Origin of the sequence: Mesopusillimonas faecipullorum (assembly GCF_020539505.1) — a bacterium.
Lineage (GTDB): Bacteria > Pseudomonadota > Gammaproteobacteria > Burkholderiales > Burkholderiaceae_B > Mesopusillimonas > Mesopusillimonas faecipullorum.
In genome coordinates this window covers 521,844-537,100 of sequence record NZ_JACDXW010000001.1, presented here as the reverse complement: position 1 = coordinate 537,100, position 15,257 = coordinate 521,844, and the positions used below count along the sequence as shown (strand labels likewise).

Below are 15,257 nucleotides of genomic sequence, written 5' to 3'. Positions count from 1 at the left end.
AAGTGCTGATACACATGGTTTACTTGTGCTTGCCAGCCCCCTGGCGCAGCCTGCTTGGGCAGGGCGTTTTTGTTCAGTCGAGCACGGCGCTCAAGCGCTGCATGACGGTTTCACGCCCCAGAATGGCCAGCACGGTGTCGAGGGCCGGCGTCTGTTTCTGGCCGGTGGCGGCTATCCGCAAGGGGATGCCGAGTTTGGGCATTTTGATGCCGCGTTCAGCCAAAGTGGCCTGAATCACATCGTGCAAGGCGGCGGCTGTCCAGTCGGGCAGCTTAGAGGCGTGGATGCGGAAGGAGCGCAGGGTCTCCAGGGCTTCGTCGTTGAGGTGTTCGGCCACCAAAGCAGGGTCGGCGGGCGTGTAAGGAGCGCAAAACAGCAGTGCGCCTTGGGCCAGTTGAACCAAGGTTTCGGCGCGGTCTTTAAGCAAGGCCATGACAGCGGGAAGATCGACGGCTTGAGGGTCGCCCCCGAGTTCACGAATATGCGCATCCACCAATGTGGCCAGTTCGGCGTCGGGCGTTTGCTTGATGTAGTGTGCGTTGACCCAGTTGAGTTTCTTTGGGTCCCACTGGGCAGCTGACTTGCTCAGGCTGCGTGAGTCGAACCATTGAACCAGTTGCTCCCGGGTGAAGAGCTCGTCATTGCCGTGGCTCCAGCCTAGTCTGGCCAGGTAATTGATCATGGCTTCAGGCAGGTAGCCCTGTTTGTCATATTCCATGACGCTGACGGCACCGTGGCGTTTGGAGAGTTTCTCGCCGTCGGGGCCCAGGATCATGGGCAAGTGACCATACTGCGGGAGCTCGGCGTCCAGCGCTTTCAGGATGTTGATCTGACGGGGCGTATTGTTGATGTGGTCATCGCCGCGCAAGACGTGGGTGATACGCATGTCCCAGTCATCGACTACCACGCAAAAATTATAGGTAGGCGTACCGTCGCCGCGCGCAACAATCAGGTCATCGAGTTCGCTGTTATCGAAACTGATAGGGCCTTTGATGATGTCGTCCCAGGCAGTCACGCCGGTAAGCGGATTCTTGAAGCGCAGCACGGGACGGCGGCCTTCGGGAACGGCAGGCAGGGTTTTTCCCGCTTCGGGACGCCAAGTGCCGTCATACCTGGGTTTCAGGCCGGCTGCGCGAGCACGTTCACGCATGGCTTCGACTTCTTCGGGGGTGCTGTAGCACGGATACACGGCCCCTTTGGCCAGTAATTCATCCAGAACTTCGCGGTAGCGCTCCATGCGCTGCATTTGATAGAACGGGCCTTCGTCAGGGCTGAGATTCAGCCATTGCATACCGTCCAGAATGGCTTGCACGGCTTCGGGGGTAGAGCGCTGCAGGTCGGTGTCTTCGATGCGCAGCACAAAGGTGCCGCCATGGTGGCGAGCAAAGGCCCAGGAAAACAGGGCCGTGCGAGCGCCGCCCAGATGCAGGTAACCTGTGGGTGAGGGCGCGAAGCGTGTGCGCACGATAGGGGTTGTGGACGTAGACATGGATTGTGTATAGGCTTGCAAAACGCAATGTGGCAGCTGAGCTTAAGCGGGATTAAAGCTGTGCATTGCTATGGTTATCAGTAGGCAGTGCCGCTATTTTAAGGTCAGTCATGCCGCGCCATCGTCTTTCTCCCTTATTCGAGCCCAGATCTCTGCTGGTTGTCAGTGAGCATCCGCTGCCGGCGCTGGCGGCATTGCAGCCGGGCTGGCAAGCTAAAGCCACGCAAATCTTGTTGTCTGAACAAGACACCCTGCAGCTTCCCGAGTCTTTGGCGGGGGTAGCGCCGGGCGAACGTCTGGATCTTGCCTTGGTTTGCACTCAGCCGGAGCGCCTGCCTATGGTGCTGGGCACTCTTGCCGCCGTGCGGCCCCGTGTCGTGGTGTTGTTGCACGCCGGGACCTTGCCAGAAAATCGGCAAGAGCTGGCTGCCTATTGCATGGCTTGGGCGCGCCTGCATAACAGCATGGTACTGGGCCCTAACTCCCTTGGCTTGCAAAGGCCGGGCAGCGCCTTCAATTTCAGCCGTGTCGAGCGTCTGGCCCGTAGCGGTCAGGCAGCCGTCGTCACGCATTCAGACTCTTTAATGGCGGCAGTTCTGGATTGGGCCGAAGACGTGCGGCTGGGGTTTTCCACCGTCATGTCTATGGGTGATGAAGCGCAGCTGAGTATTGCGCAGGTGCTGGATTTTCTGGCCACCGACTCCAAAACAGACAGTATCGCCTTATACATGGATCACGCGCCTGCGGCACGCGAACTGGCAAGCGCCTTGCGGGCGGCGTCTTCCGTGAAGCCTGTCGTGGTGCTGCGCACGATAGACGGGCAAGGGCGCCCCACCATGCATCAGACGGTGTTCGATGCCTTGCTTCGCCGTGCCGGGGTGGTGCGGGTGCGTTACTTCGTGCAGCTGTTTTCGGCGATCAAGGTTTTACGCTATCACCAGCGCCCCAAAGGCCCCAGCGTGGCGATATTTTCCAACGGTCGGGCGGGCGTCCGGTTGGCAGCCTCGGTGATGGCCGAGGCTTCTGCCATTGAGCACGCGCGACTGACGATGGCTACCCGGCGCGACTTGCAAGCCTTGCCAGGCATTCAGGTAGACAGCCCAGGCGATGCCGTCATCGCCGAGACGGGGCTGTCCCCAGAGGCAGCCGCCCAAGCGGTACAACTGCTGGCTCAAGACAAAGGGGTACATGGCGTGCTGGTGCTATTGGCGCCTAGTCCATTGCTGGATTTGGCGGCGGTGACCCAGGCGTTGGCCCAAGTCGTACCACGAGCGGGAAAACCTGTGATTACGTGCTTTATGGGCGAGGCGCAGGCTCGTGAGCTGCGTCGTAAGCTGGACGAAGTGGGGGCCCCTGCTTTTCGAACGCCCGAGTCTGCCGCACATGCCTTCAGCATACTGGCCGCACACGACTACAACCAACGCTTGGCATTGCAGATATTGCCTGCCGAATCCTTGGGTCACCAACCCGAGATGCGTGGCGTACGGGCCATGTTGGCTCATTTGCGAGAGCAAGGCCGCCGAGAGCTGGGGCTGGACGACTGTCGTCACCTACTGACATTTTTTCATTTTCCTTGGCGCTATTTCGGTGCTGTCGCCGACGGTCTGGATATGTCTATTCGCATCATGCGCGATGATCGTCTGGGGCCCTATCTTTGGTTCGGCGGGCAGGGTTATGCGGTTCAGCCGGGTGACTCCGCCATAGAGCTGCCGCCGCTGAACCACGAATTGGCGCGCCGCCTGATTCAGCGCAGCCCGCTTTGGCATGAAGTGTTGGCGACTGAGCTATCCGTTGATGCCCTGGAACAATTGCTGGATGTCCTGATCTGTCTTTCCGATCTGGCCTGCGAGGTGCCGGCACTGGAAAGCTTCAGCCTGGATCTGCGCTTGGCCGACGGCAACCATATGGGCTTGGGGCGTATAAAGGCCAGCCTTTTGGCGCCCGAAGACATGCAGGCCGCTTGGGACGGCCCAGGCTACCGTCACATGGCCATTCATCCTTATCCACGCGAGCTGGTGCAGCCGGCAAAACTACGTGATGGTACGCGCTGGGTGATGCGGCCCATACGCCCTGAGGATGCGCAGAAGTTGCAGGGTTTCGTGCGCAGCCTGTCGGACGAGTCGCGCTATATGCGGTTCATCTATCTGCTCCGTGAACTGACCCCCAGCATGCTGGCGCGCTATAGCCGTATCGATTACGACCGCGAGCTGGCCTTGGTGGCAACCGTGCAGGTGCCTAATCCAGCCCATCGAGGTTTTCCCGAAGAACAGATCGTGGGACTTGCGCACTACTTCTTGCAGCGCGACAGGCGCGGGGCGGAGTTTGCGCTGGTGGTGCATGACGAATGGCAGCGCCATGGCTTGGGTTCGCAACTTATGCGCGGCATGATAGAGGCGGCGAAGCGCCAAGGCCTGGACTATCTTGAGGGCCAGGTCTTGGACAGCAATTACGCCATGCGCAAGTTGCTGGTGCGCTTGGGGTTTCAAGACCTGCCTTACGAGGACGACGCCACTCTGCGGCGACTATGGTTGGCGCTCGATAAATTGTAAATACTGCGTGCTAACATTGGCGGCGCTGTTCCGTTCCTCATAATCAAGACGTAAGGCTTATGTTCAGATGGCTGGCTGGCAAAGGGGCAAAGGCACGCGCGGTCGAGCGTGTATTGGCCGATATTGCGCCTCAGGCCTGGCAGCTTGCCATACAGCGCTTGCCCTTTCTGGCTGCCCTGACACCCGCCGAAATACAGGCGTTGCAGCATAGGGCGGCGTGGCTGCTTGCCAGCAAAACTTTTACCGGCGTGCAGGGCTTCGAAGTCACTGAGGACGTTGCGCTTTCCATCGCCTTGCAGGCGGCTTTACCCATACTGGAACTAGACGTTCGGCTTTACGAAGGCTGGACTGAGATCATCGTGTATCCCGGTGAGTTTCTGATTCGACGTCAGCAGGTCGAGGAGAGCGGTGTGGTTCACGATTATCTTGAGCAGGCCAGCGGCGAGTCCTGGGAAGGTGGGCCAGTGGTCTTGTCTTGGGAGGCTGTGGACGCAGCCGACACCAGTTCCATGAATGTGGTGATCCACGAGTTCGCCCACAAGCTGGACTTGCAGGCCGAAGGCCCCGAGGGCGTACCTAATCTGTATGGTAGCGGGATTACGTCGCGGACCTGGCAACACACCCTGGAAGCCGCTCTGGAGAACTTCGATGCTTGGCTGTCCGCAATCGAAGACAGTATTCCCGCCGATATTGACCCTGAGTCTGAACAAGCTGCGCCGTGGTTCGACGAGTTGCCCTTGGACCCTTACGCTGCCAGCAATGAGGCGGAGTTTTTTGCTGTCAGTTCCGAATCGTTTTTCATTGATCCTGCCCCTTTGGCCAAGCATTACCCCGCTTGGTATATCTTGCTGGCGCGTTATTACCGGCAAGATCCGCTTGAACGGCTACACCGCGTAATTCCAGTGACTGATAGGTCTGAGCATGCGTGAACGTTGGTGGATTCTTGCCGTGGTTTCAAGCGCCTTGCTGCTCATCGTCATAGACATGACGGTGTTGTATACGGCCTTGCCTAGGCTGACTCACGATCTGCATGCCACGGCTTCCGAAAAGCTATGGATCATCAATGCCTATGGTTTGGTGGTGTCGGGCTTGCTTCTGGGGGCTGGCGCGCTGGGAGACCGGCTCGGTCATAAGCGTCTTTTTTGCTGGGGCTTGGTGGTGTTCGGATGCGCGTCTCTATTTGCTGCGTTTTCGCCTTCCGCTTCCACATTGATCGGAGCCAGGGCCTTGTTGGCCATAGGGGCGGCAATGATGATGCCCTCCACCCTGTCTATCATCAGATTGGTGTTTGAGGATGATGGTGAGCGGGCTTTGGCCATTGGAATTTGGGCTGCGGTGGCCTCGGGCGGAGCCGCCTTGGGGCCTATTGTCGGCGGGCTGTTGCTTGAGTATTTCTGGTGGGGCTCGGTGTTTCTGATCAACGTGCCCATTGTGGTCGTGGCCTGGCTGTTGGCATGGCGCTTGATACCGTCATTACCTGGCGATTTGTCGAGACGCTGGGATTGGAAAGGCTCCTTGCTGGTAATGATAGGCCTGATAGGGTTGGCGCATGGCATCAAGTCTTTGGCACAGCCCAGCCCGTCTTTGGTGTCGGTCTTGTTGGCCCTTGGGGTGGGTGTAGCCTGCCTGGCCTGGTTTGTGCGTGCGCAGCGACGTCAAGCAGACCCCATGCTCGACTTATCCCTGTTCCGCATGCCGCTGTTCAATTGTGCGGTCATCGCTGCATTGGTTGCGGCTGCCGGCCTGGTGGGCATGGAGCTCATGTTTACACAGCGTTTGCAGTTGGTGCTGGATTATTCGCCCTTGCAAGCCGCGATGTACTTGCTGCCTTTGCCTCTGGCTTCATTTGTTTCCGGCCCTCTTGCCGGCCGGCTCTTGCCCGCGGTAGGGGGGTTGCGTTTGTTGGTGTGGGCGCAGTTGATCTGTGCGGCGGGTTTGGGCGGCTACATCTGGAGCCTGGGATTACCGGTGTGGGTTCAGCAAGTGTGGCTATTGGTGTTGGGGGCTGGATTGGGGGCAACCATGACAGCCGCTTCCCACAGCATCATGATGGGCGCCCCGCCTGAGCGAGCAGGGGTGGCGGCATCGGTTGAAGAGGTCTCTTACGAATTGGGGGGCGCCATCGGCATTACTTTGTTCGGTACCGTGGCGTCGGCGCTATACAGCTTAACGCTGCGCTTGCCCCAAGGCGTCCCCGAGTCCGTGCAGGTACGTGACAGTCTGGATGAAGCGCTGGCCGTGGCCGAGAGCCTTCCCGCCGAGTTGGCCGCTGTTGTGCTTGAACAGGCTAGGCTGGCGTTTGACAATGGCTATTTCGCGACCTTGGCCATGTCCGTCCTGATGTATTTATTGGCGGGCGCTTATGCCTGGTACAGGTATAAGGGTTTGAGCCGGCTTTCAGCGGGGGAGCTGGGGAAAAACCGTTAAAATGGGTTGTTGCATAGAATACGTATATATTTAGAGGGCTCTGCAAGATGCCATGTCCGGTTTCATGTGGGTGCCAGGCAAACTGTTGGATGAGGGGTGTATGACAGACGATCAGCTACAAGAGACCACTGGCGGCGACCTGAACCTGCGCAAGTTGGCGCATGTTATGTATGGTTTGTTTGCTTTGGGCCTGATTTCCGGCGGCCTGTTTGGTTTGGCTGTATTGGCCGCAATTGTGTTGGCCTACATGAAACGAGCCGATGCCGCGGGTACCGTGTATGCCCGCCACTTCGATTGGCTCATCATGACTTTCTGGTGGGGGCTGTTGTGGGGGGGCTTAAGCGCTCTGGCCACCTATATCTTCATAGGTTGGCTAACCGGCTTGGTGGTGCTTGTGTGGCTGTTGTATCGCATTGCACGTGGCTGGCTGGCGCTTTTCGAAGGCCGTACGCCTTCACCTATCCAAGACTGACACCAACAGGGTAGCTTTTAAGCTGCCCTACGCAGATGTCACCACAAACAAAAAACGCTGGTATTTGCACCAGCGTTTTTTTGTATGTGGCATTTAGCCTTAGCTAAGATGCTGGCTGACGAGTTTGGTCAGTTCGAACATGGAAACCTGATCTTTGCCGAACAGCGGACGCAGCTTGTCGTCAGCGTTGATATTGCGGCGGTTTGCAGGATCTTGCAGGTCGTGGGCCTTGATGTATTCCCAGATTTTCTTAGTGACTTCGGTGCGTGGGAGCGGATCGGCACCAATTACGGCTGCCAGCGTGGCGCTGGGCTTAAGGGGTTTCATGAACGCCGCGTTGGGTTTACGTGCGGGCTTGGCTGCAGTTGCCATTTGGTTGAGCTCCATTCAGTTAAGTCGTAAACCGGAGCATAACTTGAGATATCGACAAAGACCAAGCGGTTTTTCCCTATGAGACGCTGCCCCTGGCCAGAGGTTGGGTTGCCGGGACGCGGTAATATGCGTTATCTGGGTGCGTTCGGCAGCAAGCAAGGAAGCGCTGCCGTGTGTGCCGAATTTTTTTATATGGTTTGCGCATCGTATGAACACTTCCCCTACTTCGCTGACTATCCGCCGGCCCGATGACTGGCATTTGCACTTGCGTGACGGCGATATGCTGGCGGCTGTCGTGGCCGACACGGCCCGGCAGTTCGGGCGCGCTATCATCATGCCCAACCTTAAACCGCCGGTCACCGACACGGCTCAGGCCGGCGCCTATCGTGAACGCATCCTGACGGCGCTGTACCAAGCGGGTTTACCCGAGGGCTCTTTTGAGCCGCTCATGACGCTGTATCTCACCGACAATACTGCGCCCGATGAAATCAAGCGGGCGCGTGAGTCTGGTTTTGTCCATGGTGTGAAGCTATACCCAGCCGGCGCCACCACCAATTCCGACGCGGGTGTCACAGATCTGTTGCGCCATTGCGGAGCCGTGCTTGAGGCCATGCAAAGGCACGACATGCCTTTGCTGGTACATGGAGAGGTCACAGACCCCGCTATCGACGTGTTCGATCGCGAGGCCGTCTTCATCGAGCGTGTCATGCAACCGCTGCGCCAGGCCTATCCAGCGCTGAAAGTGGTTTTCGAACACCTGACCACCAAAGATGGCGTCGATTATGTGATGCAGGCCGAAGGGCCTGTCGCGGCAACGATTACGGCGCATCACCTGTTGTACAACCGCAATGCCCTTTTTCAGGGCGGCTTGCGTCCGCACTGGTATTGTTTGCCTGTGCTCAAGCGCGAGGTCCATCGCCTTGCCTTGGTAGAGGCTGCCACCAGCGGAAATAGCCGGTTTTTTCTGGGGACCGACAGCGCGCCGCACGTAAAAGGCCTTAAAGAGCATGCCTGTGGTTGCGCAGGCTGTTACACGGCTTTGCACGCCATGCAGCTTTATGCCGCAGCCTTCGAGGCCGCGGGGGCTCTGCATAAGCTAGAGGCATTCGCCAGCCTGAATGGGCCGGCGTTCTATGGTCTACCTGCCAACGAAGCTACCCTGACACTGGAAAAAAGCGGCTTCGATATACCCGAAACACTGTTTCTGCCCGATGGCACGCAGGTCGTTCCTTTGGCGGCAGGCGAATCCCTGGCTTGGCGTGTGGCCGAGCAAGGGGGGGCGTTAAGCGCCTGGCCGCTTCGCTTCCAGCGTCTCCCAACGCTCAAATAGGGCCTGCATGCGGGTTTCAAGTTCGGCCAGCTGCATGTTGATGCGCTCAACCTCTTGAGGGTTGTCGCGGTAAAGACTGCCGTCCGCCAGGCGATTGCTTAAGGCGGCCTGCTCTTCTTCGACGGCTGTGATGCGAGCCGGCAACTCGTCTAGCTCTTTGGCTTCCCAGGGGGCCAGGCGATTTTGCTTGGGTGCAGTGGGCTTGGCCTGGGCTGGGGCCGCTTTCTCGGGGGCTGCCTGAGCGGGTGAGAGGGACGAGTTTGGTGCAGCACTCGGGCGCTGGGCCAACCAGTCCACATAACCCCCCACATATTCCCGCCAGTTGCCTTCGCTTTCCCATGCCAGCGTCTGGGTTACGACATTATCGAGAAAGGCGCGATCGTGGCTGACCAGAATGACTGTGCCGGTGTATTCCTGCAGCAGCGACTCCAGGAGCTCCAGGGTTTCAATATCCAGATCGTTGGTGGGCTCGTCCAGCACTAAAACGTTGGCGGGGCGGGCAAACAGGCGTGCCAGTTGCAAGCGGGCGCGTTCACCGCCCGACAGGCTGCGAACCGGAGAATGTGCGCGGGCAGGTGGAAACAGAAAATCTTCGAGATAGCGCATGATGTGCTTGCGCTGACCGCCGATTTCGACCCATTCGCTGCCCGGGCTGATGGTGTCGGCGACAGTGGCCTCGTCATCGAGTTGCGCGCGCATTTGATCGAAGTACGCTACCGCTAGATTGGTGCCCAGGCGAACTTCACCGGCATCAGGCTTGAGCTGGCCCAGCAAAATACGGATCAGCGTGGTTTTGCCCACACCATTGGGGCCAATCAGGCCGATGCGGTCACCCCGCTGTAGCAGAAAATCAAGCTCGCGCACGATAACGCGGTCGCTGAAGGCATGGCTGACGCCCTTGAGTTCGGCGACCAGCTTGCCCGAGCGTTGCCCTTCGGAAAGCGCAAGGTTGACGTTGCCTTGCGTATCCAGCCTGGCTTGACGCTCGCGACGGAGCTGCTCCAGCCTTCTGACGCGGCCTTCGTTACGGGTACGCCGGGCTTCTATGCCTTTGCGTATCCAGACTTCCTCTTGGGCCAGCAGTTTGTCAAAGCGGTCGTTCTGCTGTTGTTCTGCGGCCAGCCATTCTGCCTTGCGTTGTTGCCAGGCACTGAAGTTGCCGGGAAAGCTGTGCAGTTGACCACGGTCAAGCTCGACAATGCGCGTGGTGACAGAGTCAAGGAATTGCCGGTCGTGGGTAATAAGCAGCAAGCTGCAGCGTATGGTTTGCAGCTTGCGCTCCAGCCACTGTATGGCGTCCAGGTCTAAATGGTTGGTGGGCTCATCCAGCAAAAGCAGGTCGGGCTCGTCAGCCAAGGCTTGCGCCAGTGCCACGCGCTTGCGCGTGCCCCCGGAAAGCCCTGCAATCTTGGATTGGCCGTCTAGGCCTAGTTCGTCGAGCAGGGCTTGAACGCGGGCGGGGCGCGCCCAATCTTCGGCTTGTTCGGCGCCTTGGCACAACCAATCAAATATCGTTTGGTCGCCGTCCATTTCTGGCTCTTGCTCTACGGTGGAGACTCGCAAGCCGCCTAAGCGCATGACTTCGCCATCGTCGGGCTGCACGCGCCCATCCAGTATCTTAAGTAGCGACGACTTGCCAGTGCCGTTGCGACCGATCAGCCCTATGCGTTCACCGGTGCGTATAGACAGATCGGCATCGTCCAACAGAGGGTTGTGGCCGTACGCCAGATGGACGTGGCTAAGAGAAATGAGGATGGATGACATCGCAGCGCAAGAAGTAAAGCGGTTGTAAACACGCCATTGTCGCAGGTTGCGGACGAAGTCGGGCGGATCAGGGCTTGTGTCCGTTACAATGGCCGGGCAGGACAAGCTGGGCAGTCGCGGCGAACGTGTTTTCGTCGAGGAAGGTCCGGACTCCACAGGGCGGGATAGCGGCTAACAGCCGCCCGGCGCGGGCTTGCCCGTACCGAGGAATAGGGCCACAGAGACGAGACTGCAACGCGGGTGCGCTTGGCGCACACTGGCACGGCCACTTCCGTGCGGCGCGTGTTGCTTGCAGCACGCAGCGTAGCAGGGTGAAACGCGGTAACCTCTATCCGGAGCAACATCAAATAGGCATGCGCAAGCCCTTGGGCTTACAGGGCGGCCCGCCCAAGCATGCGGGTAGATGGCTAGAGCGCGCCAGCAATGACGCGCCCAGAGGAATGATTGCCCGCCGGGCTTGCCCGGCGTACAGAATCCGGCCTATAGGTTTGTCCTGCCTTTGTATTATTGCCGTCGTGCGTCAAACGGGTTGCTACTCATGCAAGACAAAAGGCTAAGTAGATTTTCCGCGCTGCTGGCCTTGACCTTAACGCTGCTTTGCGCTGCCATTCCAGCGCAAGGGGCAGACCCCGACCCCGAAGGCAGCAGCGGGCGCACAGAGAAATCACTGGTTCAGGCGCAGCGCTTTCTGATGGCGGCGGCTCACCCGCTTGCCACCCAAGCCGGCTACGATGTGTTGCGCAAAGGCGGCGACGCTATGGATGCCGCTATTGCCGCTCAGCTCATGCTCAACTTGGTCGAGCCTCAGTCTTCAGGCCTGGGGGGCGGCGCATTCATTCTTTACTACGATCAGTCGGAAGACCGGCTACACAGCTACGACGGTCGTGAGAGTGCGCCTGCTGGGGCGGCACCCGATGGGTTTCTGAAGGACGGCAAGCCCTTGACTTACGGGCAGGCAGTCAACAGTGGTTTGGCGGTCGGCGTGCCCGGCTTGGCGCGTGTTCTAGAAATGGCCCATCGCGCCCATGGCGTGTTGCCATGGGCCGAACTCTTTGAGCCTGCCATTGGTCGGGCTGAGTCCGGTTTTGCCGTCACACCGCGCTTGCACCTTTCCATCGAGGGGAACCGGTCCGGCTTGGCGGCCCACGCCGCTGCAGCTGATTACTTTCTCGACGAACAGGGTCGTGCATGGCCTGTAGGTCATATTTTGAAGAACCCCGCGTTTGCCGCCAGCCTACGTGCACTGGCGGCTGGGGGAGCAGACGCCTTGTACGAAGGGGAGATCGCCGAATCCATTGTCCGGGCTGTGCGTACGCATGAGCGCCCAGGCAGCCTAAGCATGGAGGACTTGGCAGCGTATCGCGCCATAGAGCGCGAGCCTATATGTGGCCCTTATCGCGAATACCGCGTATGTGGCATGGCGCCGCCCGGCGGCGGCTTGGCGGTGCAGCAGTTGCTGGGCATTCTGGAGCATTTTCCCATGTCCCAATATCCACCCTTGAGCGTAGACGCTGTACATTATTTTGCCGAAGCAGGTCGTTTGGCTTACGCGGATCGTGACTACTATCTTGCAGACCCTGCCTTTGTTCACGTGCCAACCCAAGCTTTGATGGACCCGGTCTATCTTAGGGCGCGCGCCGCGCTGATACAGCCTGAGCTAAGTTTGGGAGTTGCCGAGCCGGGTAAGCCGTTAAAGAGTGGGCCCGATTGGGGGCGGGGTCAGGAGTCTGTCCAACCCTCCACCAGTCATCTGGTGGCAGTGGATGACCAAGGGAATGTGGTCACCATGACCACCAGCATAGAGGCGGCCTTTGGCAGCAAGATCTTCGTGCGTGGTTTTTTATTGAACAATGAGCTGACGGATTTTTCCCGCGTGCCTCGTGACGCACAGGGAAAATGGGTGGCCAATCGTGTTGAGCCCGGCAAGCGGCCGCGCAGCGCCATGTCGCCCACCATGGTCTTTCGCCACGATCAGCCTGTCGTGGCGCTTGGCGCACCGGGTGGTACCGCTATCGTCAATTTCGTGGCTCAGGCGCTGGTCGGCGTGCTGGACTGGGGCTTGGACATACAGCAAGCAATTGCTTTGCCGCATTTCGGCAGTCGTAATGCTTGCACCGAACTGGAAGCCGGTACGGTGTTGGGAAGCTTGGCCCAGCCATTGCGTGAGCGGGGTCATGAGATATGCGTGCACGAGCTGCCTAGTGGCTTGCATGGCGTCATGCTTACCCCACAGGGCTTGCAAGGGGGCGCGGACCCCCGCCGAGAGGGGCTTGCCCTGGGTGATTAAGGGTGGCCAAGAGCGCGCTGAAACAGGGGTGGCCGGAATGGCTACGTTATTATCGGGTAGCTGCGGTGGCATTTTCTACCTTCGACAAGCTTGCAGCACAGCCCTTTTCTAAGCGCGCAGGGCCTATTTCGGCAACGCAATATGGACTACAACTGGAACTGGAAGATTTTTTTCGAGCCTTCCCCGGACGGCTCCGGCACCTATTTGTACACCTTGATTCGAGGCTTGTACTGGACGCTGGGGGTGTCTGTGGCCGCGTGGTGGCTCGCGCTGGCGCTTGGCGTCGTCGTGGGTGTGTTGCGTGTGGGCGGTGGCCCCTGGATGGCGCGCGTATGCGCCGGCTATGTTGAGCTTTTTCGCAATATTCCTCTGCTGGTGCAGATGTTTCTTTGGTATTTTGTTTTTCCCGAGGTGACGCCGGCTGCTTTGGGGGATGCCATCAAGTCCATGGATCCCCTCTGGAGCACCTTCTGGACCGCAGTCGTTTGCTTGGGCCTTTTTACTTCTGCTCGCATCGCCGAACAGGTGCGCACGGGTATTCAGTCCATCCCCGTCGGCTTGCATATGGCAGCGACGGCCTTGGGTTTGACGCGGTGGCAGGCATACCGCCATGTGTTGCTGCCTATTGCCGGGCGCATCACTTTGCCCCCATTAACCTCTGAAGCTTTAAACCTCATCAAGAACTCGTCCATCGCCTTCACCATAGGCCTGATGGAGATCACCGGCGCGGCGCGTGCCATGCAGGAGTTCTCGTTCCAGATATTCGAGTCGTTTGCTGCCGCCACTGTGTTGTATCTACTGATCAATCTCGTTGTGGTGTTGCTGATGCGCTATCTGGAAAAGCGTTTCAGTGTGCCGGGCTACTTGGGCACGGCCAGGTAAAGGGCGAAGATGTTCACTTTTGATTGGGAAATCATCTTTCGCACGGCGCCCTACTTGTTCGCGCAGGGCTTGGTGTTTACCTTGAAGCTGACGGTGCTGGCCACTTTGGGTGCCGTGGTGCTGGGTACTCTGCTGGCGCTGACGCGGCTATCGTCCCATCGCATGCTTGCCAGCGTGGCTGCTAGCTACGTCAATTTGATGCGGGCCTTGCCGCTTATTCTCATCATATTTTGGTTTTATTTCTTGGTGCCTTATATCGTGGGCTGGCTGATGCAAGCCGGAAGGCCCATTGCCGTAGGGGGATTTACCTCGGCGCTTATCACCTTCATCTTGTTCGAAGCGGCCTATTTCTGCGAGATCATGCGTGCCGGCATTCAGTCCATTCCCAGGGGGCAGGCCGATGCGGCTTATGCCTTGGGCTTAAGCTATCGCCAAGTGATGGCCCGCGTCGTGCTTCCGCAGGCTTTTCGTAATATGACGCCGCTGCTCTTGATGCAAATGATTGTGCTGTTCCAAGACACCTCGCTGGTGTATGTGCTGTCCCTGACGGATTTTCTCGGGGCCGCCAGCAACGTGGCTCAGCGCGATGGCCGTCTTGTCGAGATGTTCGTGTTCGCGGCGCTCGTCTATTTCTTGATTTCCTACACGGCATCTCGCCTGGTCAAGCGGATAGAGCGCCGCATGGCCGTGGCGCGCTGAGACAAAGGAGGATACTCGTGATCGAATTCAAACACGTCAGTAAATGGTATGGCGCATTCCAAGTGCTCACCGATTGCAGCACTACCATCCAGAAGGGCGAGGTTGTTGTCGTGTGTGGGCCCTCGGGCTCAGGCAAATCCACACTGATCAAAACAGCCAACGCCTTGGAGCCTTTTCAAGAAGGTGAAATCTGGATCGACGGTGTTTCTGTGGGGGCTAAGGGTACAGACCTGCCCAAGCTGCGCTCACGCATAGGCATGGTGTTTCAGCATTTCGAGCTTTTTCCTCATCTGTCCGTCATGCAGAACCTGACATTGGCCCAAGTAAAAGTCTTGGGGCGCTCGCAGGCCGAAGCGGCTGAGCGTGCTCGTGCCTTGCTCGAGCGTGTGGGTTTAAGCGAACACATAGAAAAATTCCCGGGGCAACTATCGGGCGGGCAGCAGCAACGTGTGGCCATAGCGCGCGCCTTGGCCATGGACCCCATCGCCATGCTGTTCGATGAGCCAACCTCGGCACTGGACCCGGAAATGGTCAATGAGGTGCTGGACGTGATGGTCGATTTGGCCAAAGAGGGCATGACCATGATGGTCGTCACCCACGAAATGGGGTTTGCTCGCAAAGTGGCCGACCGCGTCATTTTCATGGATGCGGGCCAGATCGTCGAAGATTGCACCCAAAGCGAGTTCTTCGAGAACCCTGAGCAGCGCTCCGACCGGGCCAAGCAGTTTCTCTCCAAAATTTTGTCACACTAGCGGCTGCTCTCGGTCCGCTTCTTCCTTCGTAATGCGCTTTTTGCGGGTGCTGATGCACGCGCAAGGCGTACTTGTGCCTTCGTGTGGCTTTCAGCCGCAGAATGTTAGGGAATGAAAAAGAAGCTTCCCGATAGGGCGAAGGGTAGTGAATAAACCGCTTTTAGTTCCTCTGCCAATTACTTGATTTCAATATGAATTTTTAAAATTGAGTTTTTGGCAAGTGCGCTAAGTGCT

Annotated in this window: 12 protein-coding genes and 1 other RNA gene; 10 read left to right on the top strand and 3 right to left on the bottom strand. The window is 58.5% G+C overall.

Translation table 11 applies throughout. From position 1 onward, the window contains the following. Window positions 1–73 precede the first annotated feature (73 nt). Window positions 74–1,489, bottom strand: coding sequence for a glutamate--tRNA ligase (gene gltX, locus H0484_RS02495; protein WP_226952850.1), 1,416 nt, complete (start codon window positions 1,487–1,489; stop codon window positions 74–76). A 110-nt stretch (window positions 1,490–1,599) separates the two neighbouring features. On the opposite strand from gltX, the gene H0484_RS02490 reads away from it, so the two are divergent. The 4 genes from H0484_RS02490 to H0484_RS02475 all read left to right on the top strand — a co-directional run bounded on the left by H0484_RS02490 (window position 1,600) and on the right by H0484_RS02475 (window position 6,937). Next, a complete protein-coding gene (locus H0484_RS02490; protein WP_226952849.1) occupies window positions 1,600–4,038 on the top strand; it encodes a bifunctional acetate--CoA ligase family protein/GNAT family N-acetyltransferase in 2,439 nt (812 codons plus the stop codon). A gap of 59 nt (window positions 4,039–4,097) precedes the next feature. Further along, on the top strand, window positions 4,098–4,967 hold the full coding sequence (locus H0484_RS02485) for a M90 family metallopeptidase (protein ID WP_226952848.1): 870 nt from the start codon (window positions 4,098–4,100) through the stop codon (window positions 4,965–4,967). Further along, window positions 4,960–6,465: an MFS transporter gene (locus H0484_RS02480; RefSeq protein WP_315859887.1), complete on the top strand. Its 1,506-nt coding sequence runs from the start codon at window positions 4,960–4,962 to the stop codon at window positions 6,463–6,465. The genes H0484_RS02485 and H0484_RS02480 overlap by 8 nt, the downstream gene beginning before the upstream one ends. A 100-nt stretch (window positions 6,466–6,565) precedes the next feature. Beyond that, window positions 6,566–6,937: a DUF4870 family protein gene (locus H0484_RS02475; RefSeq protein ID WP_226953016.1), complete on the top strand. Its 372-nt coding sequence runs from the start codon at window positions 6,566–6,568 to the stop codon at window positions 6,935–6,937. 99 nt (window positions 6,938–7,036) lie between these two features. Here the strand turns inward: H0484_RS02475 and H0484_RS02470 are convergent, their stop codons facing one another. Then, window positions 7,037–7,309 (bottom strand): SWIB/MDM2 domain-containing protein, encoded by a 273-nt coding sequence (locus H0484_RS02470; RefSeq protein WP_226952847.1) that lies wholly within the window; start codon window positions 7,307–7,309, stop codon window positions 7,037–7,039. Window positions 7,310–7,517: 208 nt separating this feature from the next. Here H0484_RS02470 and pyrC point away from each other — a divergent pair, with 208 nt between their 5' ends. Continuing rightward, on the top strand, window positions 7,518–8,639 hold the full coding sequence (gene pyrC / locus H0484_RS02465) for a dihydroorotase (RefSeq protein ID WP_226952846.1): 1,122 nt from the start codon (window positions 7,518–7,520) through the stop codon (window positions 8,637–8,639). Here pyrC and H0484_RS02460 read toward each other — a convergent pair. Continuing rightward, entirely contained in the window at window positions 8,592–10,403 is a 1,812-nt protein-coding gene (locus H0484_RS02460) for an ATP-binding cassette domain-containing protein (RefSeq protein ID WP_226952845.1), read from the bottom strand. The two genes, pyrC and H0484_RS02460, sit on opposite strands and share 48 nt — an antisense overlap. A gap of 98 nt (window positions 10,404–10,501) precedes the next feature. Between H0484_RS02460 and rnpB the strand changes: the two genes are divergently transcribed. The 5 genes from rnpB (at window position 10,502) to H0484_RS02435 (ending at window position 15,023) form a co-directional block, all read left to right on the top strand. Next, window positions 10,502–10,902, top strand: an RNA gene (gene rnpB / locus H0484_RS02455) — RNase P RNA component class A. Between the two features lie 39 nt (window positions 10,903–10,941). Beyond that, complete coding sequence (gene ggt / locus H0484_RS02450) at window positions 10,942–12,690, top strand: gamma-glutamyltransferase (RefSeq protein WP_226952844.1); 1,749 nt, start codon at window positions 10,942–10,944, stop codon at window positions 12,688–12,690. Between the two features lie 141 nt (window positions 12,691–12,831). Further along, the gene (locus H0484_RS02445) at window positions 12,832–13,572 is read left to right on the top strand and encodes an amino acid ABC transporter permease (RefSeq protein WP_226953015.1); all 741 of its coding nucleotides are present in this window, start codon (window positions 12,832–12,834) and stop codon (window positions 13,570–13,572) included. Window positions 13,573–13,581: 9 nt separating this feature from the next. After that, window positions 13,582–14,271: an amino acid ABC transporter permease gene (locus H0484_RS02440; RefSeq protein WP_226952843.1), complete on the top strand. Its 690-nt coding sequence runs from the start codon at window positions 13,582–13,584 to the stop codon at window positions 14,269–14,271. 17 nt (window positions 14,272–14,288) lie between these two features. Next, complete coding sequence (locus tag H0484_RS02435) at window positions 14,289–15,023, top strand: amino acid ABC transporter ATP-binding protein (RefSeq protein WP_226952842.1); 735 nt, start codon at window positions 14,289–14,291, stop codon at window positions 15,021–15,023. Window positions 15,024–15,257 lie beyond the last annotated feature (234 nt).